The following is a 26,475-nucleotide window of genomic DNA, read 5'->3' as shown; positions in this document are numbered from 1 at the left end:
GGAAATAAGCACCTTAACATTAGAACACGTGCTAGGTACTGATTCTAATCTTTCTATGATGTGATTCGCACCAAATTATGCTGAAGTACAGTATCTCCCGCCTGTGGTGCAAACGTAACTCTTGTAACGCCTGTTACGTTCGAAATTAGATCACGAGCATCTGACTGTGTGATACGAACCTCATATTTAAACTTCACTTTCGAAACATCCGCGTATACATACACTGATTTATTAGGCCCTACCCTAATCCTGCCTGTTCTCATACGAGGACTCAGCTTTAAAGGAATAGGATTACCGTTCGACCAATCAAATACTTGAACGGTAATACTTCGACTATTGCGAGTATTTAAATTTACCACATCTACCAACGCATAATTCGTCCTTGGTGCTTTGCGTAAAATGCCCGTCGAGTATTTCACCATTGCTAAATCACCTCTCCTTTCCACTTCTACAGTAGATGACTGGCTTGAGGGAAAGGGATGGACAATTGCCTTTATTTCTAAAAATAAAAGAACCTTCAAATACGCCACAATGACGATTTGAAGGTCTAGATGATAATGAGTTAACCTCATACAACCTCAAACTTACCATTCTTATAGCTATATGTTCTCGTACCAATCTGAGCAATAACCGCGTCTCCATTACCCGTTCCTGTGCGCTCTTCCCTTAGTGGAAGCGTACGAAGCAGCTCATATTCCAAAATGACGACTTCATCCATGAGATAAGCTGAAGTGTGGCTAAAGGGGCGTCTTGCACCGTTCAAGGCATCAATCATGCCCCGCGATGTTCGAATTCCGATACCGTGCCCAAAATATAAGTCATCGGCTAGTACGACAACATTTTCTCCCTGCCATTCCGGTGTTTCAGGATCGTAGTCCGGATTTTTAAAATATTGGACGTCCCCAGGGTACACCTCTAGGCCACTTTCTACTTTCCGCAACGGTAAATCCTTATCATAATGCCAGCCATATAAAATTAAATTTTGAAAATGCCTATTAAAGGTTTGCATCGGAAGCACATCCAATATCGCCTTATATAGCACCATCACAATAGCCATCGAGCATTCGAACGCGTAAAGCTTTCCGTTCCGAAATATATCGTTGATCCCATCAGAAGGAAGCACATCACTTCTAAGTTGGAATCCTCCATTTTCCATACGAGTCCAAAATTGCTCATTGCATCGCGACTTATCGAAGTCAGCGAAGTCTACACCACTTGCGTTGAGGGCTTTGGCCGCCTCCACAATACTTGCTCTCGTCTTCAATTCAAAGTTCAGAGCGCCAAGTGACTCGTAACGATAAACGACAGGGCTGTTTTGTTTTTTGCTCAGTATACTTCTCTCCAAGGCCGATAAAGGAAGCATCTGGATTTGCTCGGGACTAACACCATGAATCAGAATCATCGTTATCCCCCATGATTTTTGATTTAGGCTATTGTATGTGTCTGCTGTGAGGTTGGTGCAACGATTCAAGCACTACGCCGCAATTCGGAAGAAATGAGGTTTTTACCTTGTGAATAGGAGGAGTGGAAATAAAAAGAAAGGCCCTGAACCTGAGTTCAGAGCCTTTCCATCTTTAAAAATTAAAGTTTAACAACGTTCTCAGCTTGTGGACCACGGTTGCCTTGTACGATGTTGAACTCAACGCGTTGACCTTCGTCCAAAGACTTGAAGCCGTCGCCAGTGATTGCGCTGAAGTGTACGAATACATCGTTTCCGCCTTCAACTTCGATGAAACCGAAACCTTTTTCTGCGTTAAACCATTTTACGATACCTTGTTCCATTAAAAATTACCACCTTTAATTAAATGTTATATGACATTCTTATTCTTTATGCAAAAAATAAAAATCCACATACTGTACAAGGTTATTAAAGTATCAATAGCCCTCTACGTTATGTGAATTCGTTTGGGTCACTATTTCATTATTCTTATCATAACACATCTCCGCGAAAATAGAAATTGGGAATTAAATAAAAGACAACAAAATCGTAAATTTTTATGTTCTTAGCATGTTCAAGTTGTACGAAACATAACAATCAGGCTTTCATGTATCAAGTAATTCATTCTAGGCTCTGCTGATTTGGAAGCTCCGTGTCCTTATTTTTATCCCCATTCATGTTTTAAATAATTCGTACTGCCTGCTGAAATTTAACGGAGGCGAATGAAAAATATGGATGCAGCTATCGTAGCCCTTATCTGCCCAACCTCATTCCATTTCTTATAGCCCTCATACCGCTTAGCTAATTGTACATCATCAAAGAGTATTTTAAGCGACTGCATGAAATTTATCAACTTATTCTTTTGTTCAGTATCTGTCAGATTTTTAGTTCCTTTATCACTCAGTCATGTAAGAACAACTTTAATATTTCTTAACAAGATTACGCTATCGTAAACAGGATCGTACTCAGAAGGGACTGAGCATTCTTTCTGGCATACAGTTCCTGCAACATAATCTTCAATTAAAGTAATTATAAAATCATGCGTGACTAGTGCAAGGACTGGTTTTTCCAGTAAGACCAGTCCTTTTAGCTTGGATAATACAGCTAATCAACAGCCTCGGTATTAATTACTGTGAACTCCACTCGATTATCGCTATTGGGATTGACAGATTGGTTATATGCAAATCCAAGAAACTGGTTAGAGTTAAAGATTTTAGAAGTAGTACTACGTGGTGAGGTAACTTCTTCTTTATCTCCATTATCAAGATTCAACTTGAATATTTGGCTTGTTGAATAGCGATAATATAAAAATTCCCCTCTAATAAATGGAGTATCGAATGTCAGTTCTTTGGATTCTCCGAGTACCTCATATTGTAATTGTCCACTTTTTCTGTTGATAACTTGCACCTTTCCATAAGTACATAATACTAACCACTCTTGATTAGCTGTAAAATCAATAATTTCATCAGAGTTTGGGTAAATTACTGTTGGGGCAGTTTTGTTATTGTATGGATAGAAATACAAATCAAAGCTTTTAACCGTTTTATTATTGACACGTTTAAATACAGATTGGTTTATTAACAACCCTTCTTCTACAGGGCGATGGTGCAGCATAAACCGGCCATCCTTTTTCTTTTTGTCCTTTTCATTGAGATGGCTTACCCCTACCACTACGTTTTTATTCGAGTCGGGAATGTGTATGATGGCCTCGCTAGTTACTACTTTTTCATGAATTTTTTTCTCTATCCAACTTAACTGATTGTTTTCTACAAAAAGCACCGGTGGGTTAATAAAATCCTCACCTACACCTTTTCGCAAAGTACCTCTTTCATTAGTAATTAAAGAATAGTACTTTATTTCCCAGGGAGTTACGGCTTCAAGATATACGGGGTACTCCACCCAGTATAAAACATTGTTAATCCCAACTAGTGAACCAATTGATATATTAGGTTTGGATTGATAAATATTTTCTATCTTATTCTTGACCCGATCAAATTTCAAAATATTATGTACGCTTGTACCTTTCTCATCAATATACTGGTCCACATCAAATACGATCGTTTGGTCGTTTATGTAACTCGGAGCAGTAGAACTATTCTCTAGAAGTTGGTGTTGTACAAATAAAGTATCTATCTTGTGTTTTAAATTATGCTCAACGTTGCTAGATGATTGTGTATCCGTCATTTCAGTTGTTTTCGTTTTGCTAGGTAAACTATTATTGTTATTTTGAGAATGCTGGGATGTATCTATACTATTCATTCGATACATGATGATTAAGAGTATAACGGCAAGCACACCAATTAAAAGTATACCTTTATTCTTGTTGGAGGATAACATTTCATCACCTCTATAAAATAAATATTGAGCTGAGTTAAAGGAAGTCCCTTCTCTCAGCTCAAAAAAATTACACGATAGCTGCTTTTCTAAAATGAGCCTGATTAGCCTTCCATACCCCACTCATATCATACCATTTATTACCTATCGTCTGACCTCTTCCGCCTTCATCAAATGGATCCGTTAAACGAATCTTGGCTTTATTCATGTCTCTCGCATCATATCCAGATACATTTAAAATATGCCCACTAATATTGCGAGTATAGTTAGGTAATTCTTTCGGAGTTATTTTAAGATCAAGTACAGCTGGTTTCTCAAAATCTACACTTAGTATCATTCTAGATTGCCATGCGATGAATCGATCTGCTGCATAAGTTTGATACGTGTAAAGACCTGTTTTGATATGCTTATTAAGAATATCATCAATAAGGGAGAAATCAGTTCCTGCAGTTGTTGTTCCTAGTTCTTTCGCATAGTCACCTTGAGTTTTGGAAGAACCATTTAGAAAGTGTAGAACTTGCTTTACCGTAGCAGGGCCACACCAGTAACCGGTTTCTTGTTTGAAATGAGTGACAGAAATCGTTCTCGTCTCTCCATTCGCAAGAGGTCCCACACTATTGCTCATTCTAGCTTTAATGTTAGATGAGTATTCCTCTTCTAACTTTTTAGAGCGTTGTTTCTCTAGTATTTGTTCTTTAGTAGGCACGTCGAGAGTTGGAGTAGGATTATCTCCGGTTCCCGCGCCAAAAGCAAGCTGCGGAAGCACTAAAGAAAATCCAATTAGTAGAGCGCATACTTTCTTCATGATTCATAACCTCCATGTTTGTATATAATTATTGCAATTACTACCGGCCGATATAGAATTGCATTAATTATTCAATCCAAGGCATGTCATACTACTTCTATTAATATACAGAGCGAAGCTTAAAAGGAGGTCGTATGATAGGCTAATCATAATGATTTTTCAATAAAAAGTCTGTAGACTATGAGTAACATCTTGAATTTTTTTGCCTAGATGTTATTTTTTTCTATTATGTAAATGGATACAAATGAAATGGAACAAATCTGAATAATCTAATTTAACACACATGCTTATTGTTATTATCATTTCCATCCATAGGTTGCCGTTTTTAGCCTTCTCTTGAACCCATCATAGCTCGATTGTAGGGCGAGCTCAGAGCACCGCCAAACAAGAACCTATTGGGTACACAGAAAGCACAAAGCTCGCAGCCACCGTGTTTCCCTGTTGCTCTACAAAAGCTACACTTACTACGTCGACTGTACCAAATATGGTCCCTATAGCTGCGAGCGTCAACACTAACACCCGCAGCGATCCAATACTCACCCCTCAGTTGGGACAGCATCGTAACGATGCCGATCCCCATCATCGATATGGGCATTCTAGCGACAAAGCCAGCAGCCGAGAAGCCTTTCGAACCTGGAGCGCCAAATTAGTTAGCGCCGCAAGAGAAGCATTCGCACGAATGTTTCATGGAGGGCTTACGGACAGTGCCTTTTGGAGCGCCAACTCGGAAAACCCTGATGCCCAATTGACCAAGGCTGTACAGAGCCTTGCCATTGTATTGAACGGTTTGCGAGTGAATAGAGATTAGTTAAGTCACATACATGTAAAAAAGACACCCGCGGTGTCTTTTTTACATGTATTCACGTTTAATGATATTTATATTTTCCTCGTGGCAGTATTTCGTAAAAGAAGACAAATAGGCATGCTCGTTATAAAGGGAATCAAGTGCTTGTTCATCGTTCGCAACTACAGCTTCACATAAGCGTTCTAAGTAATCCGCTGCCACATCCAAGCGCCGCTTCATTTCGATGGAATCGGTAGTGACTTGTCCGTGTCCTGGCACGAGCAGCTCAATCGGATGCTCAGCAAAAATGCGTTCTGCCTTCTCCATCGTTTGCTTATAGGCCTTCGCGCTCTGATAAATAAACGGCAGCTCAAAATTAGATAAATAGTCTCCAGCAATCATAATCCCTAACGGCTCGATAACGCTGATAACTCCATCTTCCGTATGCCCTGGAGCTAGATAGAACGTCAATGTAGTGTCTCCAACACATAGTTGCTGCCCATCTTTGTCGATACCTACATCAACCTTCGGAAATTCAATCGGATAATTTCTACTAATATAATGCTTATTATCAAACTCTCGGATCATTGCTAGCTTCTGTTCTTTTTCTGAACTGTTAGCCAACGCCAAACTGCCGATTACTTTTGCATCAGGAAACGCTTGATAGCCAATAATATGATCAAAATCACCATGCGTAAATAGTAGGTATGTATCTCGCTCACCTTTAATTGTATCTACAAAATGCTTAATCTCGTCTATTTCATTTGGAAGCCAGTTCGGATCTATGAGGAGCACCATGTCCTTCGTTTGGATGACCGTTGATGTTGTCTGATATAACACGCTTTGAAATACCGTTACATGCTCGTTCTGATATTGAATCAATGAAAGCCCTCCTCCACATGTAGATGGATTGAATAAGACTGGAATATTATTACTCCGTCAACTATAAACAGTTTTCCATAAAACTCAAACTATTATTTTCTTATCCTATAGAAGCGAATTCCTCATTAGTCGCATGCTAGCGAGAATAGTAATAAAAAAACTCCTTCTTATGCAGTCATAAAAAGGAGCTTTCCAGCAGGAACTCGATTACACCAATGAGTCAATGAGATCAAATCAGTTATTTACTTTAAAATGCATCTTAATAAATTCCGCATCTACGAGCATCGTGTTAAATCTCTTATATTCTTCGGACTTGTCATCATAAGGATTGGATTGAGGCGTAGTCATCAACCAAACAAACTCTTTGCTTTCTCCCAGAATATTTTGTGACGAAGGCCCCTCTTCAGCTACGATACTATCGTATTGTGCTCGCGTCATTTTTGTTATCGTCATGATAGATCCAGCGTCTATATCTGGCTTACCGTCTTTTAACAGATAGAAGGAGGTTTCCCACTCCGTACCTGCTATGGGATCACCCTTTTCATCAATCGCACCAACTTGATCATTCCACTTTTCAGGCTGCTTAAGAGAGAAGCCGCCTCCTTTACTTGTGAATGTCTCAATTTGGACTTTATTTTCAGGCTGCTCCTCATGGCTCGTTTGACTACTGTCTTTCAACAGATTCTCCTGTATCTGTGAGGCTTCGGCCGATTTATTATCCGTACAGCCTGTAACGAGTATGAGCGTCAGCACAGCTATGATAGCGATAACTGATTTAAGCTGTTTCAAGTTGTTCATTGTTGTTTGTTCTCCTTAGCTTTCACATTCGGTTCTTACATCCGTATAATCGTACCATTTAATATACAATACTATATCAACACAATAGATATCAGTTGTAACAGATCTATTAAAAGTTCGTGTGCAAATGGTGAACATCTTTAGCTAAGTAATGGATTCCATTCAGAGAATACAAAAACTCCTTCTTATGAACTTCATAAGAAGGAGCTTCTGCTATAAGGGGGTTGTCCCCAATTTATATGGTACAAGCAGTCAGAAACTACTTGCATTATGTCGATGTTTGCAAAATTGATTGTACCAGACCCGATCAATAATAGCAATTAGTTGTTAATTTTGAAATTCTTCTTAACAAACTCGAAGTCCAACATCATGTCGTTGAATTTCTTGAACTCATCGGACTTCTCTTCGTAAGGATTTGCTTGTGGTGTAGTCATAACCCAAACAAACTTATCGTTCTCGCCCAATTTGTCACCCATCGTCGGACCTTCTTCTTTAGCCATCGCCTCATAGTTTGCTTTTGTCATCTTCGTGATCGTCATCAAAGCACTAGATTCCTTATCAACTTTTCCGTCTACTAGAATATGGAACGAAGTTTCCCACTCTGCTTTCATTTCAGCATTTTTTCCTTCAATCGGGGCCACGTTGTCATTCCACATTTCCGGTTGAACCAATGAGAATCCGCCTTCTTTGCTAATAAATGTCTTAAGATCAGCTTCGTTTTCATGCCCATCTTGCAATTGTTCTTCTTTGTTATTTTCAGTTGTCGCTTGATTCCCCTGCGCTTGAGTCTCCACTTGTTTCTCTGGTGTCTTAGGCGTTTCTGCAGCCTTATTGTCTGTACAGCCCGCGAGAAGTACGAATGTTAGTGCAGTTAAGATAGCGATAACCTTTTGTTTATTCTTGTTCATGTTTATGTATCCTCCTAGTTGTTAACGTCTCCGTTGTTGTGCTCTAAATATATCAACTATTTTAGGCTGAGTAGTAACAGAGCGATTAAAAGAAGATGACAATGTAATGATAAATTGATGAAAACTATTTAAGAAATTCAGAAAGTAACGAAAACTTACTACGCGTGGATTACAGCGGATCTATTCCTCATTCTTCCTAAATATAGTGATAATCGTCCGTTCTCGATGATCTTTCGTGGAGCTTCCCTGTGCTCGCTAAAGCCTTCCCGATAGAGCATAAAAACTCCCGAGCTTTCTAGGCCCGGGAGTTCTACTAATGATTAATGCACTCTAAGGCTAGATGCCCTATCGTTAAAATTAAGGCTTGTTAAGTTACTTACATTTGTATTTGGAGGCAGGTATATCGATTGTCCAAGGAAATGACTATGCTCATATAGCGTTGTTCCTCTCAAATTTGCTGATATGACGGATGAGATATCATCATTCGCAACCCCTAAAGTAGCTAAGCCACGCCCACTTTCAACACTTAATCGGACACCAGAATAATTTACACCCAAAAAGAAAGATGAAATATAATCACCCGCTAACGTACCTACTTCTTCACTTAGCTCAGCAACAATTTTGCTAACATGCTTGTCGGCATCAGCTACGTCTACATAGCCATACGCTTTACCATCACGCTCTACAACCGTATGTTTAACTTTATCCAGAACTTCCTTGAACTTGACGTCAGTAGGAGCATAAGTAACACCTTCAAAAATAATTGGACTCAAAACATTACCATCATTATTTCCCTTCGATGATTGACCAGATTGAGCTAGAGCTGATGAAACCAGCAAAGATAGAGCAAACGCAGAGACCGTTATACCCATTGCAATCTTTTTCAACATCCCCATGAAAATATCCACTCCTTTTCTGTAAATGACTTACATAGAAATTATATAGAGTAGGTCGATTTTAAATGGCAGCACAATGCACCTCCTAGAATTCATCGGTTAAACCAAGGGTTTTTCCAATGCCTATTCTAAGAGGTGCATATCATTAAGCTAGCGTTGTTCTACGTATTAATATACTCTAATGCTGGATGCCTTATCGTTAAAATTACGGCTAGTTAAATTACTTACATTTTCATTAGGAGATAAGTAGATGGAGTCCCCACCAAAGTTACTATGTTGATATAGCCTTGTTCCTTTCAAGTTTGCTGATTTAACAGAGGATATTTTATCGTTCCAATCTCCTAAGTTAGGGAATGTATACCCACTAGCAAGCTCAAGGTGATGTCCGGAATAGCCAGCATCCCACCAGAAAGATGATACAAGATTGCTTTCCAATGTGCCGACTTCCTCACTTAACTTAGCAACGATTTCGTTAACGTGCTTATCTGCATCAACTACGTTCACATAGCCATAAGCCGTTCCGTCACTCTCAACAACTGTATGGTTAACTTTATTCAGAACTTCTTTGAACTTTGCATCACCAGGAGCATAAGTAACACCTTCAAAAATAATCGGGCTCAAAGCACCGACATCATTGCTAGCTTGAGAAGATGGACCAGATTGAGCTAGCGCTGACGAAACCATCAAAGATAGAGCAAACGCAGAAACAGTTGCACCCATTGCAATCTTTTTCACCAATTTCATAAAACGAACCACTCCTTTTCTGTAAATGACTTACACAGAGATTATATAGAGCTGGTCTTTGTTTTATTACTTTTTTTGGCTCTTTTCTATAAAATGGTTTTAAGTAGACGATATCCCTACTTATTCTACATAAGATGCATATATTTTGAGTTCCTCATCACCACCAGGAGATTGAACGGTTCCTTCGCTGTTCATCCCTAGCTTTTCAAGTAATCGTATAGATCGTTCATTATCCATTGAGGTTATTCCTAAAATACACTTTAACCCAATCTTGTTTTTACCATGCTCCATCACAGCCGAAGATGCCTCATACGCATATCCCTTTCCCCAGAACTCCGGAAGAAAAGCATACCCAACATCTGCGTCCCGCAGCCAATCTCTCTTGATGAGACCACATATCCCTATAGGGATACCTTCTGCCTTTAACTCCGTAAGGTACATACCAAAGCCTAATTGCTCGTACATCGCAACGGGTCCGTTCAAAATATAGTTACGTGCATCTTCAAGCGTCCTCACACCTTTATCACCAATAAACTGCAACCACGATGGATTATTTAGCAGTCTGCATATAAATTCCGCATCTTCAATAGTCAGTCTACGAATGGACAATCGTTCCGTTTCTACAACTTTCAACTTTGCTGCTCCTTTATTAAGTCAAACATGCATGACCTTTTATAAAATATCATAAGTAATAGGTTACATAATAAATAAACAATTCACAAGAAGGGAGCCAACAGACATAGCTCATTCATTTTAATCAAGGCACATACAAGGCCACTTTATAAGCATTAGCATACGAGGATCTGATTAGGCAGTAAAAGTAAGAACCTGTTTTTTCAAAAATGCATACGATAGGACAAATGACTAAATGGAGTGACAGCAATGAATAATCAAACCCAAGTCGAAGAAGCCAAGTACACCTACATTGGAAGGCTGTTTACGCTTGGCGGCTCTGCTTTATTCTTTATCGGTTCTCTAATTGCAGCCATTGTTGGATACCATGCTTATATAGATTTACTTGATCCCAGCTCAAATACGAAATAAAGAATGTCCACTGACGAGTATGCCTCTCTAGTTGGATAATGGATAAAATTAAACGGATCAATACGACAAAAAAACCTTCGCATAGGCGAAGGTTTTTCCTTTTGCTCAACTATTTTTTCGCATCAAATGTAGAGACAAACCTTTCTCGTACGGATTCTTTCTCATTATGAACTGCCTTCGAATAAGTCTGATACTCATTCGTCTCTGCAACACTAGCCAAGCTCGTCTCGCTAAACGTACCATTTGTAGGCACAGCAATTGTCGAACTAGGACCTGAAACGAGCAAAGAACCATCCTTCTGTGCGTAGGCCATAAAGATGTAAACGTTATCAACTTGAGGCAAGATGTCCTCTTCGTATAACACGATTGAAGCCCCATCTTGATTTACTCCACCCGATTTTTGCACCGGATTAGATACACCTGTTTGTAACTCGCCTTTCAAATTTTCTAGAACCGTAATGGAGTAATTGGTATATGGACTTGCCACTTCTTTTGTTCCCGCTTCGGTTTCAAGTGCTACCGCATGTTTATATTCCGTGCCTACCACCTTATCGACACGACCAACAAATACATAGTCAGCATCGCCAACAACCGCCGCTGGGTCATGCACATCAATTGAGAAGGTACCGTGCAGATAATGAATTGGGAGCTTGTCTGCACTTGCTTTCTGTCCATTGCTTGTACAACCAGTGAACAACATAGACATCGCCGCAACCAATAATAGATGAGCCAGCCATTTTTTTGGTTTCATGATCATAACACTTATCCTCCTCACTATTAATAAGTTAAGTAAGCCGCATCGTAAGATGCTCTATCATTTACACTTAACGCCGTATTATTTGAAACATAGGCATACATGACATCTGCACTTGTATTATGACCAAGCCCAAGCGCATGTCCGATTTCATGAATCGCTACGTTTAGTTTCTTCGTGGAAGTGTAGCCCGCCATCTGATAATTATTAAATCTAATCGTGCCTGCTGAGCTCGTCACACCCGCAGTTGAACTTACTTCGTAGTAATCAGAAATGGCCAAATCTTGAATCGTTGTAATCGTATCTTTACGAATAACACCGCTCTTATAGCTATTCCATAGACTTACACCAGAATTAAATTGAGATATATAAGCTGAACTTCCATCCCAGTCCATGCGTTTGCCTGAGTCAACTAAATCCCATCCCAATAAGCTCACAGAAGCCGCAGAAGCTGGAGTTGTAACGGACAGTGATATAACCATCATCGCAGTAGGAATCAACATCATCTTAGCGAGTTTGTTCCTAACCTTCCCCTTACACCGGATTGTTTCCATAGGTTCGATTCTCCTTTTTCATATAGTTGGTTGTGAACGAATAGGTCTGCTTATTTTACTCCTGTTGTTCGTACATCCCCTGAGCCTCACATGGAAACCACCCCCTTACATGAAATCAGCTTAGCTGACTTACTAAGGTGCATAGCTTTTACTTGCAGCTCAAATTCGACTACCCTACTTTGATAATCATGAATTGATAATGTAATCAAGCTACTATCAGATTTGTATGACTGCATGCTCGAAGACACTGCGCTTAATCGTAAGAGTATGGTGGAGGAAAGCCTGTGAGGTTTAAAAAGGGCAACTATATGATGGGTATAGTCGTTAAAGATGGAGCGATGGGGTCATTTATAAAGGTTATGTGATTTACAAATATGAAAGTTATCATCCAAATTGGTTTGTATTTGGTAATATACACATAGTAATCTATCAGTTTCATCCTATTCAAATGTCTATGGAACTATTTCACCCTCAACTAGAGGATAAGATTGTGTCGGAATATACCTTCCCTTGTCAAATGGAACCTCCGTTGTTCATTATGACTTGAATCAGCCTTCTATCATCCTGTGTGCATCCCCTTCTTGCTACACGATCACCTAACTAAAAATTTTTCGAAGTGGCCATGAGAAATAATAACGATCTGAGTTGTATTGTACATGAAAGGAGTGGATGAACCCTTGAATGATTCATTAGAGCTCAATGAAACCATTCAACAAGCTGTCTCGACTTATTCAAAAAACATCATTCGCATCGCATTTGCTTATGTAAAGAATGTGCAAGATGCAGAAGATATCGCACAAGATGTATTTGTAACGTACATGCAAAAGCGGCCTGTCTTTGAGAACAAAGAACATGAAAAAGCTTGGCTCATTCGGATCGCTATTAATAAGAGCAAAAATTACTTGAAATCTGGATGGTTTCGAACCAAGAAAACAATACCCGATGATCTCAGCTATCTCCCCAAAGAAGAAGGAGAAGTACTGCAAGCTGTTCTGCAATTAGATCCCAAGTACCGCATCCCCCTGCACCTGTTTTATTACGAGGGATATTCCATACAAGAAATTGCAGCAATAGTACAGACGAATTCTTCAACGATCGGAACACGACTTGCTCGCGGGCGAAGTTTATTAAAGATAAAAGTAGGAGGTAATGGATATGAATGAATCTAACTATAAAGCTGGAATTGAAGGCTTGCGAACCAGTAAAGATTTTGAGGAAAAAACGCTGGTGATGCTTCATTCCAAATCCAACGAACGTTATCATCGTAAGGAGGTTCATCCTATGCGAAAAAGAACGAATATCTGGGGCGCTGTACTAGCTTCAGTCGCGGTTGCTGCCTTTATTTTGCTAGTTCCAGCTTTAAGTGATCATGCTAGCATCGCCTTGCATCAATCATCTGATGGAGTTAGCGTCCAATATGTAAACGATGCCCCTATAGTGCAAACCAGCGGTAGTCTAGTACCTCTTACCGAAGAAGAAATTTTTAAGAAGCCAAATATGTCCGTGTTTAAAGGTACGGTAGAAAAGATTCAAAATATCGAAATGGAACTTGGTAAAGGCGATGCATACTACCAAGCAATTGCCACAATTAAAGTAGATGAAGTGTATCAGGGAAACGAAAAAATTGGAGAACCCGTACAAGTCCTCCTGCCTACTCCGATCGATTCTAATGTATGGGTTGAAGATACTGACGTGGTATCCGCCATGCGAGTAGGAATGACTGGAATCTTTATGCCTGTTAAATATGAAGGAACAGAAAAACGGGAGGAGAATGGAGAAACACTCGTATTTAAAGATATTAGTGACTACGGCTTGTTAGATGGAGAAAGATTCGCTTTTCTGCAAACAGATACGGGGCTTATTTTCTCTAAAGACACCTATACTTCTCTATCTCATGCACAGACACTTGAGGATGTAAAAAAGTTTGTTTCTGAGGTAAAAGCCATAAAATGAACAAAATCCACAACCAATATGAACTGAACCTCCAATGATAAATGGTGTCTAACATTGGGATGTTGTTCACTAGGGTTGTGGATTTTTCATTTCTTTCTTAATCCAACCATCCCTTGCCGCGCGCGATTTCTATCGCTTCAATCCTCGTATTCGCCCCCAACTTCCCGGTCGCTTCGGACATATAGTTGCGGACCGTTCCATACGAAAGGAACAACTGCGCGCCAATCTCCTGAAGGGTTAGACCTTGAGCTGCTAATTTCAAAACGTCTTTTTCACGAGGTGACAATGGACATGGATTTTCCCATACAGCTAGGGATAACTCAGAATTGATAACGCGCTTCCCCTGATAAACTTTGCGGATTGCATCGGACAGCTCATCACTGCCTGTATCTTTGAGCAAGTAACCATACACCCCTGCCTGCATAGCTCGCTGAAAATAGCCGGGACGAGCAAACGTCGTTAAAATAATGACACGGCAATTGGAGCCAATTTTCTGAATAGCCTCTGCGACATCCAAACCTGTCTTTAGCGGCATTTCGATATCCATAACCGCCACATCTGGCTGATGCTGCGCGATTAAAGAAAGTGCTTCTTCTCCATTTTCAGCTTGTCCAACGACTTCGATGTCATCCTCTAAAGAGAGCAAAGTCGCCAGTGCTCCCCGCAATAATTTCTGATCTTCACTCAAAATAATTCGAATCACTTACCCTGCACCTACCTTCTCGCTGCGAATGACTCGTGGAATATGTAGCGTTATTTCTGTTCCTTTGCCTGGAGATGAAGACATCGACATCTGGCCATCTATTAAAAGGAGCCGCTGTCGCAGTCCTGCCATCCCATTGCTGCTCGTATAAAGTTTCTCTGGATCTGCTCCAACTCCATCATCTTTTACAACAGCACGCACTTCTCCATCTTCAATAATAAGATGAATCTGACAGCTTGAAGCACGACTATGACGAACTACATTGGTCACTGTCTCGCGGAAGCACATCGCCAATATCGTCTCCTGGAGTGGAGTAAACGGTAACGTTATTTCCGCGACCGCTTCTTTTTCCATATAGGTAGTAGAGTTGCCTCCGTTGCATACCGCTTGATAGTAAAAAGTCGATGAAATACCTGCTGCTGAGCAAAGAGAAAGCGCATGGTAATATTCGTCGATGAAATAGGCCACTTTCATCTCTGTAACCAATTCACGCATTTGCTTTAATGCCCCGCGCGCCGTTTCACGTATTTCGCGGGCTTCTTGCAGCGCCCTTTCAGGATTGCGGGTTATTAACTTCTCAACTACTTCCCCTTTTAAGGCAATGAGAGACAAAGTGTGACCCAATGTATCATGCAGTTCGCTGGCAATACGCTGGCGCTCTTCCTGCTGTGCCGTTCGCCCTGCTGCATCCGCCCGCAGTCTCGAAGACTTCTGCTGATACATATTCGACGCTCGAATAATATAAGGCAGTGCACAGACGCCAAACAGCGGTGTAAATAATCCGAGCCATAACTGGACACCGCCTTGCTCCCAATAAGGCAGGATGCTAACGCCTAAACCGATAACGAACATCACGGTAGTAGAAATTAATAGCGGCAGCTTCAGTTTACTAAGCGATGGAGCTATCATAAATCCTAGAAATACATATACAGGTTGGAGTGTAGCCGCTAGTACTAGCAGTATCCCTACCTGAGCAAATAGGAGATGCGTAGCCCATTTGGTATAGAAATGCATTTGCCGAAATAGAACAACATATAAAATAAATAGAACAAAACCAAGCCACCGTAAGTTCGGTGGCTCTTGAAATAGAAAGTAAGTTGGGATGATGATATTGGCTAGTGAAAAGTAAGGAGTTGTTCCCTCCGACTTCGGAAACAGGCGCCATCTCTCTTTATTCATTTATACCGCTTCCCGTCTATTGAAGATATAAACCGATACTATCATAAACACAGCTCCGAATCCTGCCAAAATTATGAAATCCATAACTTCTGGTGCTTGTCCAGCAACCATATTCCATGCTCCATTCGCGTAGCGGTGGGATGGAAGCCATTCCCCAATGGATTGCATCCATGTAGGCAAGCCGTTAAGCGGCATCCATAGTCCACCAAGGATCGCAAGACCCATTTGCAATACATTGCCGATCGCAACGGATGTGTTTGCATTTTTAAGTGTGCCTAGCAAAGCGCCAAGTGCTAAGAAAGCAATACTGCCGATCCATAACCACAATCCACAAGTAATCCATTGCATAGCAGTAAGTTGAATATCATGAACAAGACCAGCGGACAAGAAGATAATGACGATGACAACCAAGTGAATGACCATTTGTGCGACAAGCTTACTACCAAGCCAAACTGCTGGTGTTAGCGGAGTCAAGCGAAGCAAGCGTACCCAACCGTCTTGGTGTTCAAAAGAAAGACGAATGCCGAATTGGCTTACTGCTGTGCCGATCAAGCTAAAGGCTGTCATCGACATAAGAGAAAATACGCCCCACGTTGTCGATTCAATCGATTTATCTGTACCATACATACTTGCGAACAAGAAGTAGAAAGCCAATGGCATTGCAATTGAGAAGAGTAAGAAAAATGGGCTGCGTACGATTCGAATACTTTCTGCTTTTGTTTGGGCGATGAACATGTTCAACATATCTATATTCCTCCTAGGATATCTTCTATTGGGTTCTGTTTGATGATCTATTTACGTTCGGCATGAGTTCTATTTCAGTTGCTTCTTGTTTCTAGATCGCTCGCATAGTAAGTCGTATTATTTTATCCATGTACCGTTTGAGAAGCTGTCAGGCTGCGGAATGTATCTTCCAAGCTAGCCGATTGCACCTCGATATCGGTAACTCCCCACTTCGACTGCATCAGTGTAAACAACAATTCATCCGTCTGCTGGGCATGAAGGCGAATCCGTTCTCCGTTGCACTCCGCCTTTTCTACACCAGGCAGGGTCAGCCATACTTGCTCTTCTGGTGCATTTGTTGCTCGGAACGAAATCGTGCGCAGCGCCGTTTGCGCTTTTAATTTCTCTGGTGCACCTTCTGCAACCACTTTTCCCTGTGCAATTACCGCAATGTGATCTGCTACCGCATCCGCTTCTTCCAAATAATGAGTCGTTAGCAGTACCGTACGTCCATCGCCTGCTAGCGCCCGAATCGTCTCCCAGAAGCGACCGCGTGCTTCAATGTCCATTGCCACCGTAGGCTCATCAAGCAATATTAAATCTGGATTACCTGCCAAGCTTTGCGCAAATGCCAATCTACGACGTTGTCCACCTGATAAAGATGCTGCTTTTCGCTTCACATCTCCGTGGAGGCCCGAAATATCCAGCAAACGCTCTAGTGACATCGGATTCCGGTAGTAACTGCGGAACAGCTCCAGTACTTCCTTCACTTTAAGTCCGTCAGCTGCTCGCACGTCTTGTGTCAGTGCTCCAACACGCTGCCTCAATTCCTTTGTTCCAGCCGGCATACCCAGCACTTGAATCTCACCAGAGGTCGGCCTCATTAACCCGAGCATCATCGAGATGGCCGTTGTCTTGCCTGCACCATTCGGCCCGAGCAGGGCAGATATTTTACCTTTTTCGAATGCTAGATTCATATCGTCAACGGCACGGAAATCACCGAATTGCTTCACTACATTTTTACATTCAATCGCATTTACTTGTGTCATCATTTATCATCCTTCGCTATGTAATGGTAATGGTTAGCGTTGCCTAGTGTACCTGTCTCTCTGCTTTCGTGTTCATCGTTGTTCTTGATGTTTTTATTGTAGTAAAAGTCGAGGATGGGCAATTAGTGTAGGTTGTCAGAAAGTGCATATGACAATTGTCAGAAAAACAAATGAAGAGTGCGAAAACGGCCGCTGAAAAAAATGGCATGCTGAATAGTTGCTAAAATGCACTACCGCAGGAATTGCAGCTCATATGGCATAAAGCCAATAGGTTCAATTCGCATATGACTGCGTATTGGGAAATATCATTTTTACTGTAGCTACTGACTACGCGCATAATAAAAAAACCGAACTGCAAAGAGTGCGGCTTCCAATAGAGTTATAACATTTTCTTATTCGAATTATTTATCTTTCTTTTAGTTAGCTAGAACTAACCACTTAAAATAACGAACGTAAGCCATCTTTAATACGATTCATAACCATTTGTCCCGTCTAAACATGTGCCCTTCAAAATAAAAAAGCCCGGAGAAGTCTGAGCTCCTCCGGACTAACTAGCTTGTATTGTGTCGTAACCTTCACGATTCAATCTGATTCCCCAAAAGGATATCTTATTGATTACTGATCGTAAACTTCTTAATATTTTCCTGCAAATCTTCAGAAAGCCCTTTAAGCTGAGTCAGGTAACCTGCTACATCATCAATAGTTGCCAACTGCTCTTCAGCCGCTGCAGAAACGTCTTGCGTAATTGCCGAATTCTCTTCCGTAATGGCAGAAATATTCGTGAACACATCGGAAAGCTCATAACGTTTCTCAATCATCAATTTAATATGATCATCAACATCTGTCGTCATGTTCATTTGATTATCTACAGATATTTTAATGTCGTTGAAGATCGATTCCGTTTCACGAACCGCTGTTTCTTGATCCATAAATAATTCACGGGATGTGCCGATCGCTTGAACAGCTGCCCCAACCTGACTATTTACGTTCGAAATAATGCTGCCGATATTGTTCGCAGCGTTAGCAGATTGCTCTGCAAGTTTACGAATCTCAGCTGCTACTACGGAGAAACCTCGTCCGTGCTCACCAGCTCTTGATGCCTCAATAGACGCATTTAACGCCAACAAGTTCGTTTGACGAGAAATTTCAACAATCGTCGTAAGGATACTACTGATTTCACCTGCACTTGCACTCACTTGATTAACAGCATGTGCTGTTTCCTCAGAAGACTGTTGCGTGCTGTTAAACTTACCTACCAACTCTTGAACGATAACAATACCGCGTTGGTTCAATTCCGCTGTACGGCGCGCAATCTCTAGTATTTCTGATGCAGACGCTGTAACTTGATCGATTGCTCCACCGAGTTCATCTACTTTTTCGGAGCCTTCCATAACGTTGTTGGCTTCTTCGCTAGAAGCAGAAGCTAACTGAATAATGGACTCCGTAATTAGAGAAGAAGCCTTTTGCGTCTGATCCATACTGTCTTGAAGATTTGTCGCCGATTGAGAGACAATCTGTCCTGATGTAGAGATACCACCGATCATTTGCTGGACATCCTGCTTCATCGACTTAATCGCACGAACCATCTCGCCTACTTCGCCTCGTTTGGTCAGCATCGACTGCGGAATCTCGATCATCAAATTACCGCTACCGATTTGTTGCAAATATCTAACCGCTGCATTAATCGGCTTCGTAATTCTACCAGATACAATTAAAGCTGCAGCGATAGCGATAACAGCAATTACACCCATTACCATGAGGATAATGTTCTGGATTGCCATCACAGACTCCTGGATTTCACTTTCATCCATTATCGCAATGTACTTCCATCCATTTTCCGGTGAAATATATACGCTAGCTGTGTAGTCTTCCTTACCCATCGAAATTTCAAGGTTTTTACCCGCTTGCTTATCGATGTCCGCAAATTCTGCAACACCCAAATCTTTAAGGTTTTTAAAGTTTGTCTTTGGATTATTAGGGTTTGCGAGAATCGTACCTGTTTGGTCAGCTAGAATAACATAGCCGGCTTTACCGATTTTCATGTTATTGATCGTCTTCGTCAGGAAGTCCAAGCTTACGTCTACACCTTGAACACCAACAACATTACCTTTGTCGTCCTTAATCGTCACAGATGAGCTGACAATAGGAACACCCGTAGTAAGGGCAGCATAAGCGCCTGTACGCATCACTTTGTCAGGATTCTCGATTGCTTGCTTATACCATGCTCTAGGTCTTGGATCAAATTGGTCGACGGAAGTGCCGTCCGGCCATTGTATGTATCCGCCATCCTTCGTACCCATATAAATATAGTGCACATTTGGATGCGTCTTGGAATATTCCAAGAAGAAGTTATAGATTTGAGCTTCTAATCCTCCATTTTTAGCTGGAGTCATTTGAATCGTACCATCTGCCCCTACTGCATTTACATAAGAAGTGATGGAACTGTCGATCTTTTTAACAAGCTGGCTCTTAGCGAAATATTCAACTGATTCATTTACAGTAGTAAAGTACAGGTTGATCGCACTACTAACTTGCTCGATTTCTTTCCGAGTGGCTTCATAGAAGTCTTCCTTCATGTCGCTGCTAACTCTCTGGTTTATTACGAGGCCTAGCGATGATGTCGACAGCAACACAAGGATAACCATCGTAACCAGTAGCTGAAGCTTTAAATTCCACTGCAGTTTCTTTCTCAACTTATTTCTCCCCCATTATTATTTTCTATAGAGTATGGTCTCCTTACATAGTATCGGCAAAAGAACAATATTTGTTATATATTGTCGAAATAAAAAGCGAAAAAATACGAAAAAAAAGGTATTTTGTCGGATTCTATTCATTTTTTCTATGAAAATATCGATAATTGTTATAGGGGAGAAAAATGAGTACTATGACCTATTCAAAAAAATGACATCAGGAGGCTAGACACTTGAAGAAAAAGAGCACAACTTTCAAAGCATTTCTAGCTATCATGCTAGTTGCGACAATTCTACCTTGGAATGTTGCAAGTGCCCAAGGCAAGCAAGCTGCGTTTGATCCATTTGAGAAAAGCATCAATGAAGTCTCTTATGCATTAAACAATAATCAAACTACTTCGGAAGAACTAGTAGAGTACTATTTGAAGCGTATCGAGGCTTTCGATGATCAAGGTCCTGCTATTAACGCCGTTACAATGGTTAACGATAAAGCTCTTGAGCAAGCAAAAGCACTTGATGCTGAGCGCAAGGCGAAAGGACCAAGAAGCGAGCTTCATGGTATTCCTTTCGTAGTAAAAGATAATATCGACGTTGTCGGCATGCCAACAACAGCAGGTTCTGTAGCACTTAAGAATGAATATCCGAGCAAAAATTCATTCGTTGTACAGAAGCTAATCGACGCTGGTGCGATTGTAATTGGTAAAACAAACATGTCTGAGCTTGCTGCTTCCTATGGAAGATTGGGCTACAGCTCTTTTGGCGGTCAGACGCTTAACCCTTACAACCTTAACCGTGATGCTTCTGGTTCCAGCAGCGGAAGCGCAGCAGCTGTAGCAGCTAACTTCGCTGTATTCGGTCTTGGAACAGATACTTCCGGTTCTGTGCGTGGTCCAGCTCATACGACAGGTCTAGTTGGTATCCGCCCTACTATGGGATTGGCTAGCCGTACTGGCGTAGTTCCTTCTTCCCTTTCTTTAGACGTTGTTGGTCCAATGGCTCGCAGCGTTGAAGATGCAAGCATTGTACTTGCGGAAATGGCTGGAAAAGATAAAGCAGACAAAGCTACAAAGCACGCAGACCGTTACGCTCGCGACTATGCTAGCAAATTGAACGCTAATGCGTTAAAGCATGCTCGCATCGGTGTAGCAACTGAATTCTTCGGCGACAATGCTGAAGTAGATGCAATTACAAACCAAGCGATTGCAAACATGCAAAGCATGGGAACAGAAGTTGTACCTGTAACATTCTCTGAGCAAACAAATTACCTTTGGACTCCAATTCTTGGACCAATCGACACTGCTGAATTCAAGAGTCAGTTCGAGACATACTTGAGCACACTTCCAGCTGGCGGACCTAAAACGCTTGCAGAAGTTATTGCTATTCTTGAATCTCCAGAAGTGTTGAACTCTGCTACACCTGCTAACCCAGCTCGTGTAGAAGGATTGAAAGTAGCTTTGGAGAAAGCTCACACGTTGAACTCCAAAGAGTACAAAAAGATCGTGAAACGTGAAGTGCCTAAGACTCGTGAAGAAATCGAAGAAATTATGGATGACTACGATTTGGACGCAATTGTATTCCCTACAATGTCCTGCCCAGCTTCCAACACATTCGATAAAGTAGATCCTACATACGTTTGTAACGCATATGATACATATGCAGCAGGCTATATGGCTTCTGCTACAGGATTCCCTGAAGTAACAGTTCCAGCAGGTACTGTAGAAGCAGGCTTGCCAGTAGGTATTTCCTTCTTCGGTACAGCGTTCAGCGAGCAAAAATTGCTTAACCTTGCTTACTCCTTTGAGCAAGCAACACATGCAAGAACAGTTCCTGTTCATACGCCGAACTTGAATCAGTAATTGCTGTTACGAAATTCATATCATTAGTCCAATAACAACATAACAGCATCTGCATTCGGTCTTCTCTCCTTTTTATGGTGCAGACTGCTAGTGTTATTGAATGGATTAGGTTATAAGTTTCTTAACCGCTCCGCTATAGGTGAACGACATCTTCCATTGTTAGCTGTGTCTAATAATCGGGATGAAGTTCCATGCGGGGCGGTTTTTTATTTTGTATGAAAAAAGACCTTTCCCCATAATACACGCAGGGAAAGACCTTTAAAGAGTGATTGTAGATGTTTGTAAGCAACTACATAAGCTTATCGCGTAAACAGCTGTGATTATTTCCTCTTAACGTTCGCGGTAATGGCATCTAATCCGGTATACGAACGCGAAACACCGTACCGCTGTCTTCATTGCTATCTACTTCTATGATGCCTCCGTGAAAATGGACAATTTTCTGCACGATAGACAAGCCTAACCCAACGCTGCCATCGCCTCGTTGCCTAGCCATATCACCTTTATAGAAACGATCGAATAGAAACGGGAGCTGCTCCTCGGGAATACCGTCGCCTGTATCGGAAATGACAAATACACAACCATCTTCTTCGCGGAATGCCTCGATATCGATGGATCGCTCCTTGGGAATATACTTTACGGCATTGGACAACAAGTTGGACCATACCTGCATAAGCAATACTTCATCACCAAGGATATGAAGCCGCGCCGGGATGCGCATGCGAACAGCAATTTCCTTCTCGGCAAGCTGCCACTCCAAAAGCTGTAGAGCCTGTCGAACCTGGGGCTGCAATAAATAAGGCTTCTTTTCTATGGCTTCTTTTCCGTTGTCTAAGGTGGATAATAGCAGTAATTGCTTGCTTAGCGTCGCAAGCTGGCGCGTCTCTTGTCCGATGATCGTAGCGTAATGTTGTATTTGCTCCCTATCCAAGTCATCACGCAGCAACGAATCTGCAAACCCCTGAATCGAGGTCAAAGGAGAGTGAATCTCATGAGATACGTTGGCAACGAATTCTTTCTTTAATCGGTCGGAATGCTCAAGCTGAAACGCCATCTTCTCAAAATGCTTAGCAAGCTGTCCAATTTCATCCTTTCGACTGGTCGGAAGACGCAAATTAAAATCACCTTGTGCGATTCGCTTAGTCGCTTCCGTCAGTCGCGTAATCGGCTGTACGAGGTACCGGGTGCTGATTAAAAAGCATGGAATACTAAACAACGCTGTAAATACGAACATTAGTCCAAAAAAAGTTTCCAATTCATCGAACTGCACACGAGTATCATGTCTCAGGAACATGGCGAACCTTTCGGAACCAGCTGACACATGAATACCCACCGTATTACTAAGTAAATTATCGAAGTAGTTAATGATCAATGGATTGTTGGGGTATTCGGCAATGCCGTGATATTCATTTCCTGCCAATACGCTTTCCCTTACACTTGAAGGCAGATCAAGCTTATGAAAGCTGCCTCCATAAAAATAATCATTCCCTTGCTCATCATGCACATATAATTGATAGCCAAGCGCTGCTGTATGATGAAGATAATCTCCCATCATATCCGGATTTTTTCCTATAAAATTACGAATCATATCCGCTGCCTTAAATAGCTTGGCGTCATTGTATGGCTTTAGCACCCCATGATAATAAGCGTTAGCAATATAGAAACCTACAGAGCTGCTGATGGTTATCGTATAAACCGTAATAATGACTACACGGAAATAAATCGATCTCACGAAGCGGACACCTCAAGCTTGTACCCAATCCCTCTTATCGTTTGAATGGCGAATCCTCGCTCATGCTCAGGGAATCTTTTTCGCAAACGTTTAATATGTACATCAACTGTCCGTTCATCTCCGCGGTAATCGGTTCCCCAGATGAGACGAATTAACTCATCACGCGAGAACACTCTGCCTGGATATTCCGCTAACTGTGCAAGCAGCTCGAATTCCTTTAACGGTGGGAAGAAGATCTCGTCACCATCGACAACCTCATAATTTTTGCGGTCGATAATAAGCTGATTAATCCTAATCTTATCGCTAGAGGCAAACGAATATCTGCGGAATAGAGCCTTCACTCGGAATAGCAGCTCTGGCAATTCAAACGGCTTCGTCAGATAGTCGTCTGTACCTTTCATATACCCTAGCTCTTTGTCACTGAGTTGCCCCCGGGCAGTGAGGAGGATAATCGGAATATCGTAATTTTTGCGCGTATACTCACACAGGGCCAGCCCATCAACCTCAGGCATCATTACATCGAAAATAGCCAGATCAATTGAATGCCTTTCCAGTACGCCCATCGCTTCGAGACCATTATGCGCCTCCAGCACACGAAAACCTTCTTTGGTAAAGTAATGGCCAAGCAATGTTCGATTATTGCTATCGTCATCTGTAATAAGTAACTGCTTCATCACCAATTCCTATACCTCCTCTGGCCTCAATAAAATTCCCGTTTACTTATACAGTTTATCGCTCCGTTTCAGCATAATGATCAAAAATGGACCGCCAATGACCGCCATAATAATCGAAGCAGGGATTTCTGCTGGTGCGAGTACCGTACGCCCAATCGTATCCGCTGCTAGTATGAGCAAAGCACCCCCAAGCGCTGAAAAGGGGATAAGAAGCTTATAATTTGAGCCGACCAGCGATCTCCCGATATGAGGAACAAGCAAGCCGACAAACATAATGAGTCCTCCAATCGCTGTAGCTACCGAAGCCAACAGAACAGCGACCACCGAAATCATAATTCTTACCCGCATCACCCGAAGCCCTAGACTTCGAGCAGTTTCATCCCGAAAGGCCAGCATATTGCACCACGAACCGAGGAACAGGGCTAGAATTAAGCCAATGCCTCCAAATAGGCTAATAATATGAACATCTTCCCATGTCTTCATTGTAAAGATAGAGGAAATTGCCTGATTGACGCTCGTTACCGCATAGCTTCCGCGGTAGTTGTAGGTCTGCCCCAGCCCAGTAAATGTAGCATTGATAGCGACTCCAACTAAGATCAACCGCAAAGGATTTAATGCCGACCTCCAAGATAAAGAGTAGACCAGATAACAAGCAAGCGCTCCACCCAATACCGAGAACAGCGGATTCCAAAAATAAAGAGTTGGGAACAGCGTCACAACCGTAATCGATACGAAACCAGCACCAGAGGAAATACCTATAATTCCTGGCTCAGCCAGCGGATTTTTCATAACAGCCTGCAGCAGTACGCCCGCAACAGCAAGCGCTGCTCCCGCGAACATCGACACCAAAATACGTGGGAAGCGCAAATCTTTTATAATCTCGACCTGCTCATTAGAGCCATTAAACAAACCTTGCACGAGCTCTCCGAAAGATACTTTAATGCTTCCCGTCATGGCTGAAAAGATAGCTAGGGCAACTAGTAACAGCGTAGTAATCAGATACACGCCTGTTTGTTTAATCATCGTTCACTGTCCTTTGCAAAAGTTAAGGGTACAGCATCGGAAGCAAAGCATCCAACGCTTCTTCAACTGCCAGATTCCCGGTTGTTCCAAATAACCGTTCCTCCAAGTCGTATACGCGTCCCGTCTGAACCGCTTTGAAATGATGCCAAATGTCATTCTTCTTGAATTCCTCGTCAAACATTTTGACGACCTCTTCCGGCATACCATGTGCAGCTCTTAGAATGACGTCCGGATTAGCCTGCTGCAAATGCTCCGTATTCGAAGCTAGAAATTCTACTTTTTCACCTTGAATAATATTTTTTCCGCCTAACAACCGGACCAAGTCGCCTATGTAGGAATGCTCCGTTGCTACCAAATAACTACCTGGCACCCCCAGAAGGATAAGCACCGTCGGTGTTTCCTTTCCTTCTGTAGCCTTGCGGATTTTTTCTATTTTCGCATCATATTTACGCACAATCTCAGCAGCTTTCTCTTGCTTGCCATACTTCTCGCCCAACTTCGTAATTTCAGCTTGCATGCTTTCTAAATTCGTTAAATCCAAGAAAGTAGCTTTCATATTCGCATTTTTGAATACCGGCTCAAGATCATACTGTAACGTGGTAACCGACAATACTTCTGTAGGTTTCAAAGATTTAACCAATTCCATGTCCGGACTCATTGGATTGCCCACTTTTGTTAACCCGTCATATCGGCTTGGTAGAGTTTTGACACTCTTCGGCACACCAACCAAATCGATTTCTAACTGATCCATAATTTGCGTAATGGCCACCGTTGTTGAAACGATTCGATGCTCTTCCACCGGAGAAGAGGCTGCAACAGGTGTACTAGAAGCAGATGAGATTGGTTCCGCAGGCTTAGTAGCTGTTGTTGCATCGCCACATCCTACAATAAGTATTAGTATCGTCGTTATAATGGCAGCTAGCTTAAAATACTTTTGTAACATCTTATTCTGTCC

27 protein-coding genes and 1 pseudogene are annotated in these 26,475 nt (G+C 41.7%); 5 read left to right on the top strand and 23 right to left on the bottom strand.

Features of this window, described 5'->3' with window-relative positions; translation table 11 throughout:
• Positions 1 to 53 precede the first annotated feature (53 nt).
• The 6 genes and pseudogenes from FPZ44_RS19500 to FPZ44_RS26935 all read right to left on the bottom strand — a co-directional run.
• Entirely contained in the window at positions 54 to 422 is a 369-nt protein-coding gene (locus FPZ44_RS19500) for a hypothetical protein (RefSeq protein ID WP_144992953.1), read from the bottom strand.
• A 146-nt stretch (positions 423 to 568) separates the two neighbouring features.
• The gene (locus FPZ44_RS19495; RefSeq protein ID WP_144992951.1) at positions 569 to 1,402 is read right to left on the bottom strand and encodes a protein-glutamine gamma-glutamyltransferase; all 834 of its coding nucleotides are present in this window, start codon (positions 1,400 to 1,402) and stop codon (positions 569 to 571) included.
• Positions 1,403 to 1,581: 179 nt separating this feature from the next.
• Positions 1,582 to 1,782, bottom strand: coding sequence for a cold-shock protein (locus FPZ44_RS19490; protein WP_028594447.1), 201 nt, complete (start codon positions 1,780 to 1,782; stop codon positions 1,582 to 1,584).
• Positions 1,783 to 2,542: 760 nt separating this feature from the next.
• Positions 2,543 to 3,775 (bottom strand): hypothetical protein, encoded by a 1,233-nt coding sequence (locus FPZ44_RS19485; RefSeq protein ID WP_144992949.1) that lies wholly within the window; start codon positions 3,773 to 3,775, stop codon positions 2,543 to 2,545.
• A 67-nt stretch (positions 3,776 to 3,842) separates the two neighbouring features.
• Complete coding sequence (locus FPZ44_RS19480) at positions 3,843 to 4,577, bottom strand: C39 family peptidase (protein WP_144992947.1); 735 nt, start codon at positions 4,575 to 4,577, stop codon at positions 3,843 to 3,845.
• A 372-nt stretch (positions 4,578 to 4,949) separates the two neighbouring features.
• Positions 4,950 to 5,111 (bottom strand): annotated as a pseudogene (locus tag FPZ44_RS26935) (MFS transporter); the annotation flags it as partial.
• Here FPZ44_RS26935 and FPZ44_RS27170 point away from each other — a divergent pair.
• Positions 5,062 to 5,385: a hypothetical protein gene (locus FPZ44_RS27170; protein WP_418789193.1), complete on the top strand. Its 324-nt coding sequence runs from the start codon at positions 5,062 to 5,064 to the stop codon at positions 5,383 to 5,385. The pseudogene FPZ44_RS26935 and the gene FPZ44_RS27170 sit on opposite strands and share 50 nt — an antisense overlap.
• Before the next feature lie 42 nt (positions 5,386 to 5,427).
• Here FPZ44_RS27170 and FPZ44_RS19470 read toward each other — a convergent pair whose 3' ends face one another.
• The 6 genes from FPZ44_RS19470 to FPZ44_RS19445 form a co-directional block, all read right to left on the bottom strand.
• Positions 5,428 to 6,243, bottom strand: a complete 816-nt coding sequence (locus FPZ44_RS19470; RefSeq protein WP_144992945.1) for an MBL fold metallo-hydrolase — start codon at positions 6,241 to 6,243, stop codon at positions 5,428 to 5,430.
• A gap of 234 nt (positions 6,244 to 6,477) precedes the next feature.
• The gene (locus FPZ44_RS19465) at positions 6,478 to 7,041 is read right to left on the bottom strand and encodes a hypothetical protein (RefSeq protein WP_144992943.1); all 564 of its coding nucleotides are present in this window, start codon (positions 7,039 to 7,041) and stop codon (positions 6,478 to 6,480) included.
• A gap of 320 nt (positions 7,042 to 7,361) precedes the next feature.
• Complete coding sequence (locus tag FPZ44_RS19460; protein WP_144992941.1) at positions 7,362 to 7,949, bottom strand: hypothetical protein; 588 nt, start codon at positions 7,947 to 7,949, stop codon at positions 7,362 to 7,364.
• A gap of 320 nt (positions 7,950 to 8,269) precedes the next feature.
• Positions 8,270 to 8,845: a beta/gamma crystallin family protein gene (locus FPZ44_RS19455; RefSeq protein WP_144992939.1), complete on the bottom strand. Its 576-nt coding sequence runs from the start codon at positions 8,843 to 8,845 to the stop codon at positions 8,270 to 8,272.
• A gap of 168 nt (positions 8,846 to 9,013) precedes the next feature.
• Positions 9,014 to 9,589, bottom strand: a complete 576-nt coding sequence (locus tag FPZ44_RS19450) for a peptidase inhibitor family I36 protein (protein ID WP_144992937.1) — start codon at positions 9,587 to 9,589, stop codon at positions 9,014 to 9,016.
• A 120-nt stretch (positions 9,590 to 9,709) separates the two neighbouring features.
• The gene (locus FPZ44_RS19445) at positions 9,710 to 10,222 is read right to left on the bottom strand and encodes a GNAT family N-acetyltransferase (protein WP_144992935.1); all 513 of its coding nucleotides are present in this window, start codon (positions 10,220 to 10,222) and stop codon (positions 9,710 to 9,712) included.
• Positions 10,223 to 10,471: 249 nt separating this feature from the next.
• Between FPZ44_RS19445 and FPZ44_RS26530 the strand changes: the two genes are divergently transcribed.
• A complete protein-coding gene (locus FPZ44_RS26530; protein WP_186786151.1) occupies positions 10,472 to 10,633 on the top strand; it encodes a hypothetical protein in 162 nt (53 codons plus the stop codon).
• Between the two features lie 109 nt (positions 10,634 to 10,742).
• Here FPZ44_RS26530 and FPZ44_RS19440 read toward each other — a convergent pair whose 3' ends face one another.
• Together FPZ44_RS19440 and FPZ44_RS19435 are read right to left on the bottom strand one after the other, a co-directional pair.
• A complete protein-coding gene (locus FPZ44_RS19440) occupies positions 10,743 to 11,390 on the bottom strand; it encodes a type II and III secretion system protein (RefSeq protein ID WP_144992933.1) in 648 nt (215 codons plus the stop codon).
• 20 nt (positions 11,391 to 11,410) lie between these two features.
• Positions 11,411 to 11,941, bottom strand: a complete 531-nt coding sequence (locus FPZ44_RS19435; protein ID WP_222429821.1) for a matrixin family metalloprotease — start codon at positions 11,939 to 11,941, stop codon at positions 11,411 to 11,413.
• Between the two features lie 677 nt (positions 11,942 to 12,618).
• Here FPZ44_RS19435 and FPZ44_RS19430 point away from each other — a divergent pair.
• Together FPZ44_RS19430 and FPZ44_RS19425 are read left to right on the top strand one after the other, a co-directional pair.
• Positions 12,619 to 13,104, top strand: coding sequence for a sigma-70 family RNA polymerase sigma factor (locus tag FPZ44_RS19430; RefSeq protein WP_144992931.1), 486 nt, complete (start codon positions 12,619 to 12,621; stop codon positions 13,102 to 13,104).
• A complete protein-coding gene (locus FPZ44_RS19425; protein WP_144992929.1) occupies positions 13,097 to 13,894 on the top strand; it encodes a hypothetical protein in 798 nt (265 codons plus the stop codon). Before FPZ44_RS19430 ends, FPZ44_RS19425 begins: the two co-directional genes overlap by 8 nt.
• Positions 13,895 to 13,991: 97 nt before the next feature.
• Here the strand turns inward: FPZ44_RS19425 and FPZ44_RS19420 are convergent, their stop codons facing one another.
• The 5 genes from FPZ44_RS19420 to FPZ44_RS19400 form a co-directional block, all read right to left on the bottom strand.
• Positions 13,992 to 14,597 (bottom strand): response regulator transcription factor, encoded by a 606-nt coding sequence (locus FPZ44_RS19420; RefSeq protein ID WP_144992926.1) that lies wholly within the window; start codon positions 14,595 to 14,597, stop codon positions 13,992 to 13,994.
• Positions 14,598 to 15,776, bottom strand: coding sequence for a sensor histidine kinase (locus FPZ44_RS19415; RefSeq protein WP_144992924.1), 1,179 nt, complete (start codon positions 15,774 to 15,776; stop codon positions 14,598 to 14,600).
• A complete protein-coding gene (locus FPZ44_RS19410; RefSeq protein ID WP_144992922.1) occupies positions 15,777 to 16,520 on the bottom strand; it encodes an ABC transporter permease in 744 nt (247 codons plus the stop codon).
• A 122-nt stretch (positions 16,521 to 16,642) separates the two neighbouring features.
• Positions 16,643 to 17,551, bottom strand: a complete 909-nt coding sequence (locus FPZ44_RS19405) for an ABC transporter ATP-binding protein (RefSeq protein ID WP_261378432.1) — start codon at positions 17,549 to 17,551, stop codon at positions 16,643 to 16,645.
• A gap of 605 nt (positions 17,552 to 18,156) precedes the next feature.
• Positions 18,157 to 20,241, bottom strand: coding sequence for a methyl-accepting chemotaxis protein (locus FPZ44_RS19400; RefSeq protein WP_144992920.1), 2,085 nt, complete (start codon positions 20,239 to 20,241; stop codon positions 18,157 to 18,159).
• A 230-nt stretch (positions 20,242 to 20,471) separates the two neighbouring features.
• Between FPZ44_RS19400 and FPZ44_RS19395 the strand changes: the two genes are divergently transcribed.
• Positions 20,472 to 22,094, top strand: coding sequence for an amidase family protein (locus FPZ44_RS19395; protein WP_144992918.1), 1,623 nt, complete (start codon positions 20,472 to 20,474; stop codon positions 22,092 to 22,094).
• 352 nt (positions 22,095 to 22,446) lie between these two features.
• On the opposite strand, the gene FPZ44_RS19390 is transcribed toward FPZ44_RS19395, so the two are convergent.
• The 4 genes from FPZ44_RS19390 to isdE are packed head-to-tail and all read right to left on the bottom strand — an operon-like array spanning position 22,447 to position 26,463.
• The gene (locus FPZ44_RS19390; protein ID WP_144992916.1) at positions 22,447 to 23,823 is read right to left on the bottom strand and encodes a sensor histidine kinase; all 1,377 of its coding nucleotides are present in this window, start codon (positions 23,821 to 23,823) and stop codon (positions 22,447 to 22,449) included.
• Positions 23,820 to 24,497: a response regulator transcription factor gene (locus FPZ44_RS19385; RefSeq protein WP_186786176.1), complete on the bottom strand. Its 678-nt coding sequence runs from the start codon at positions 24,495 to 24,497 to the stop codon at positions 23,820 to 23,822. The genes FPZ44_RS19390 and FPZ44_RS19385 overlap by 4 nt, the downstream gene beginning before the upstream one ends.
• Before the next feature lie 42 nt (positions 24,498 to 24,539).
• Positions 24,540 to 25,520 (bottom strand): FecCD family ABC transporter permease, encoded by a 981-nt coding sequence (locus FPZ44_RS19380; RefSeq protein WP_144992912.1) that lies wholly within the window; start codon positions 25,518 to 25,520, stop codon positions 24,540 to 24,542.
• Between the two features lie 22 nt (positions 25,521 to 25,542).
• A complete protein-coding gene (gene isdE, locus FPZ44_RS19375; RefSeq protein WP_144992910.1) occupies positions 25,543 to 26,463 on the bottom strand; it encodes a heme ABC transporter substrate-binding protein IsdE in 921 nt (306 codons plus the stop codon).
• Between the last annotated feature and the right edge of the window lie 12 nt (positions 26,464 to 26,475).

Source organism: Paenibacillus agilis (assembly GCF_007786455.1).
In the GTDB taxonomy this organism is placed as follows: domain Bacteria; phylum Bacillota; class Bacilli; order Paenibacillales; family Paenibacillaceae; genus Paenibacillus_B; species Paenibacillus_B agilis.
Note: the sequence above shows the minus strand (reverse complement) of the source record. Positions and strands in the feature narration are given on the sequence as shown.

Coding starts and splice junctions, on each gene's coding strand:
- FPZ44_RS19500 (WP_144992953.1), bottom strand. CDS start 422: ATGGTGAAATACTCGACGGGCATTTTACGCAAAGCACCAAGGACGAAT.
- FPZ44_RS19495 (WP_144992951.1), bottom strand. CDS start 1,402: ATGATTCTGATTCATGGTGTTAGTCCCGAGCAAATCCAGATGCTTCCT.
- FPZ44_RS19490 (WP_028594447.1), bottom strand. CDS start 1,782: ATGGAACAAGGTATCGTAAAATGGTTTAACGCAGAAAAAGGTTTCGGT.
- FPZ44_RS19485 (WP_144992949.1), bottom strand. CDS start 3,775: ATGTTATCCTCCAACAAGAATAAAGGTATACTTTTAATTGGTGTGCTT.
- FPZ44_RS19480 (WP_144992947.1), bottom strand. CDS start 4,577: ATGAAGAAAGTATGCGCTCTACTAATTGGATTTTCTTTAGTGCTTCCG.
- FPZ44_RS27170 (WP_418789193.1), top strand. CDS start 5,062: ATGGTCCCTATAGCTGCGAGCGTCAACACTAACACCCGCAGCGATCCA.
- FPZ44_RS19465 (WP_144992943.1), bottom strand. CDS start 7,041: ATGAACAACTTGAAACAGCTTAAATCAGTTATCGCTATCATAGCTGTG.
- FPZ44_RS19460 (WP_144992941.1), bottom strand. CDS start 7,949: ATGAACAAGAATAAACAAAAGGTTATCGCTATCTTAACTGCACTAACA.
- FPZ44_RS19455 (WP_144992939.1), bottom strand. CDS start 8,845: ATGGGGATGTTGAAAAAGATTGCAATGGGTATAACGGTCTCTGCGTTT.
- FPZ44_RS19450 (WP_144992937.1), bottom strand. CDS start 9,589: ATGAAATTGGTGAAAAAGATTGCAATGGGTGCAACTGTTTCTGCGTTT.
- FPZ44_RS26530 (WP_186786151.1), top strand. CDS start 10,472: ATGAATAATCAAACCCAAGTCGAAGAAGCCAAGTACACCTACATTGGA.
- FPZ44_RS19440 (WP_144992933.1), bottom strand. CDS start 11,390: ATGATCATGAAACCAAAAAAATGGCTGGCTCATCTATTATTGGTTGCG.
- FPZ44_RS19435 (WP_222429821.1), bottom strand. CDS start 11,941: ATGGAAACAATCCGGTGTAAGGGGAAGGTTAGGAACAAACTCGCTAAG.
- FPZ44_RS19425 (WP_144992929.1), top strand. CDS start 13,097: ATGAATGAATCTAACTATAAAGCTGGAATTGAAGGCTTGCGAACCAGT.
- FPZ44_RS19415 (WP_144992924.1), bottom strand. CDS start 15,776: ATGAATAAAGAGAGATGGCGCCTGTTTCCGAAGTCGGAGGGAACAACT.
- FPZ44_RS19410 (WP_144992922.1), bottom strand. CDS start 16,520: ATGTTGAACATGTTCATCGCCCAAACAAAAGCAGAAAGTATTCGAATC.
- FPZ44_RS19405 (WP_261378432.1), bottom strand. CDS start 17,551: ATGATGACACAAGTAAATGCGATTGAATGTAAAAATGTAGTGAAGCAA.
- FPZ44_RS19385 (WP_186786176.1), bottom strand. CDS start 24,497: ATGAAGCAGTTACTTATTACAGATGACGATAGCAATAATCGAACATTG.
- FPZ44_RS19380 (WP_144992912.1), bottom strand. CDS start 25,520: ATGATTAAACAAACAGGCGTGTATCTGATTACTACGCTGTTACTAGTT.
- isdE (WP_144992910.1), bottom strand. CDS start 26,463: ATGTTACAAAAGTATTTTAAGCTAGCTGCCATTATAACGACGATACTA.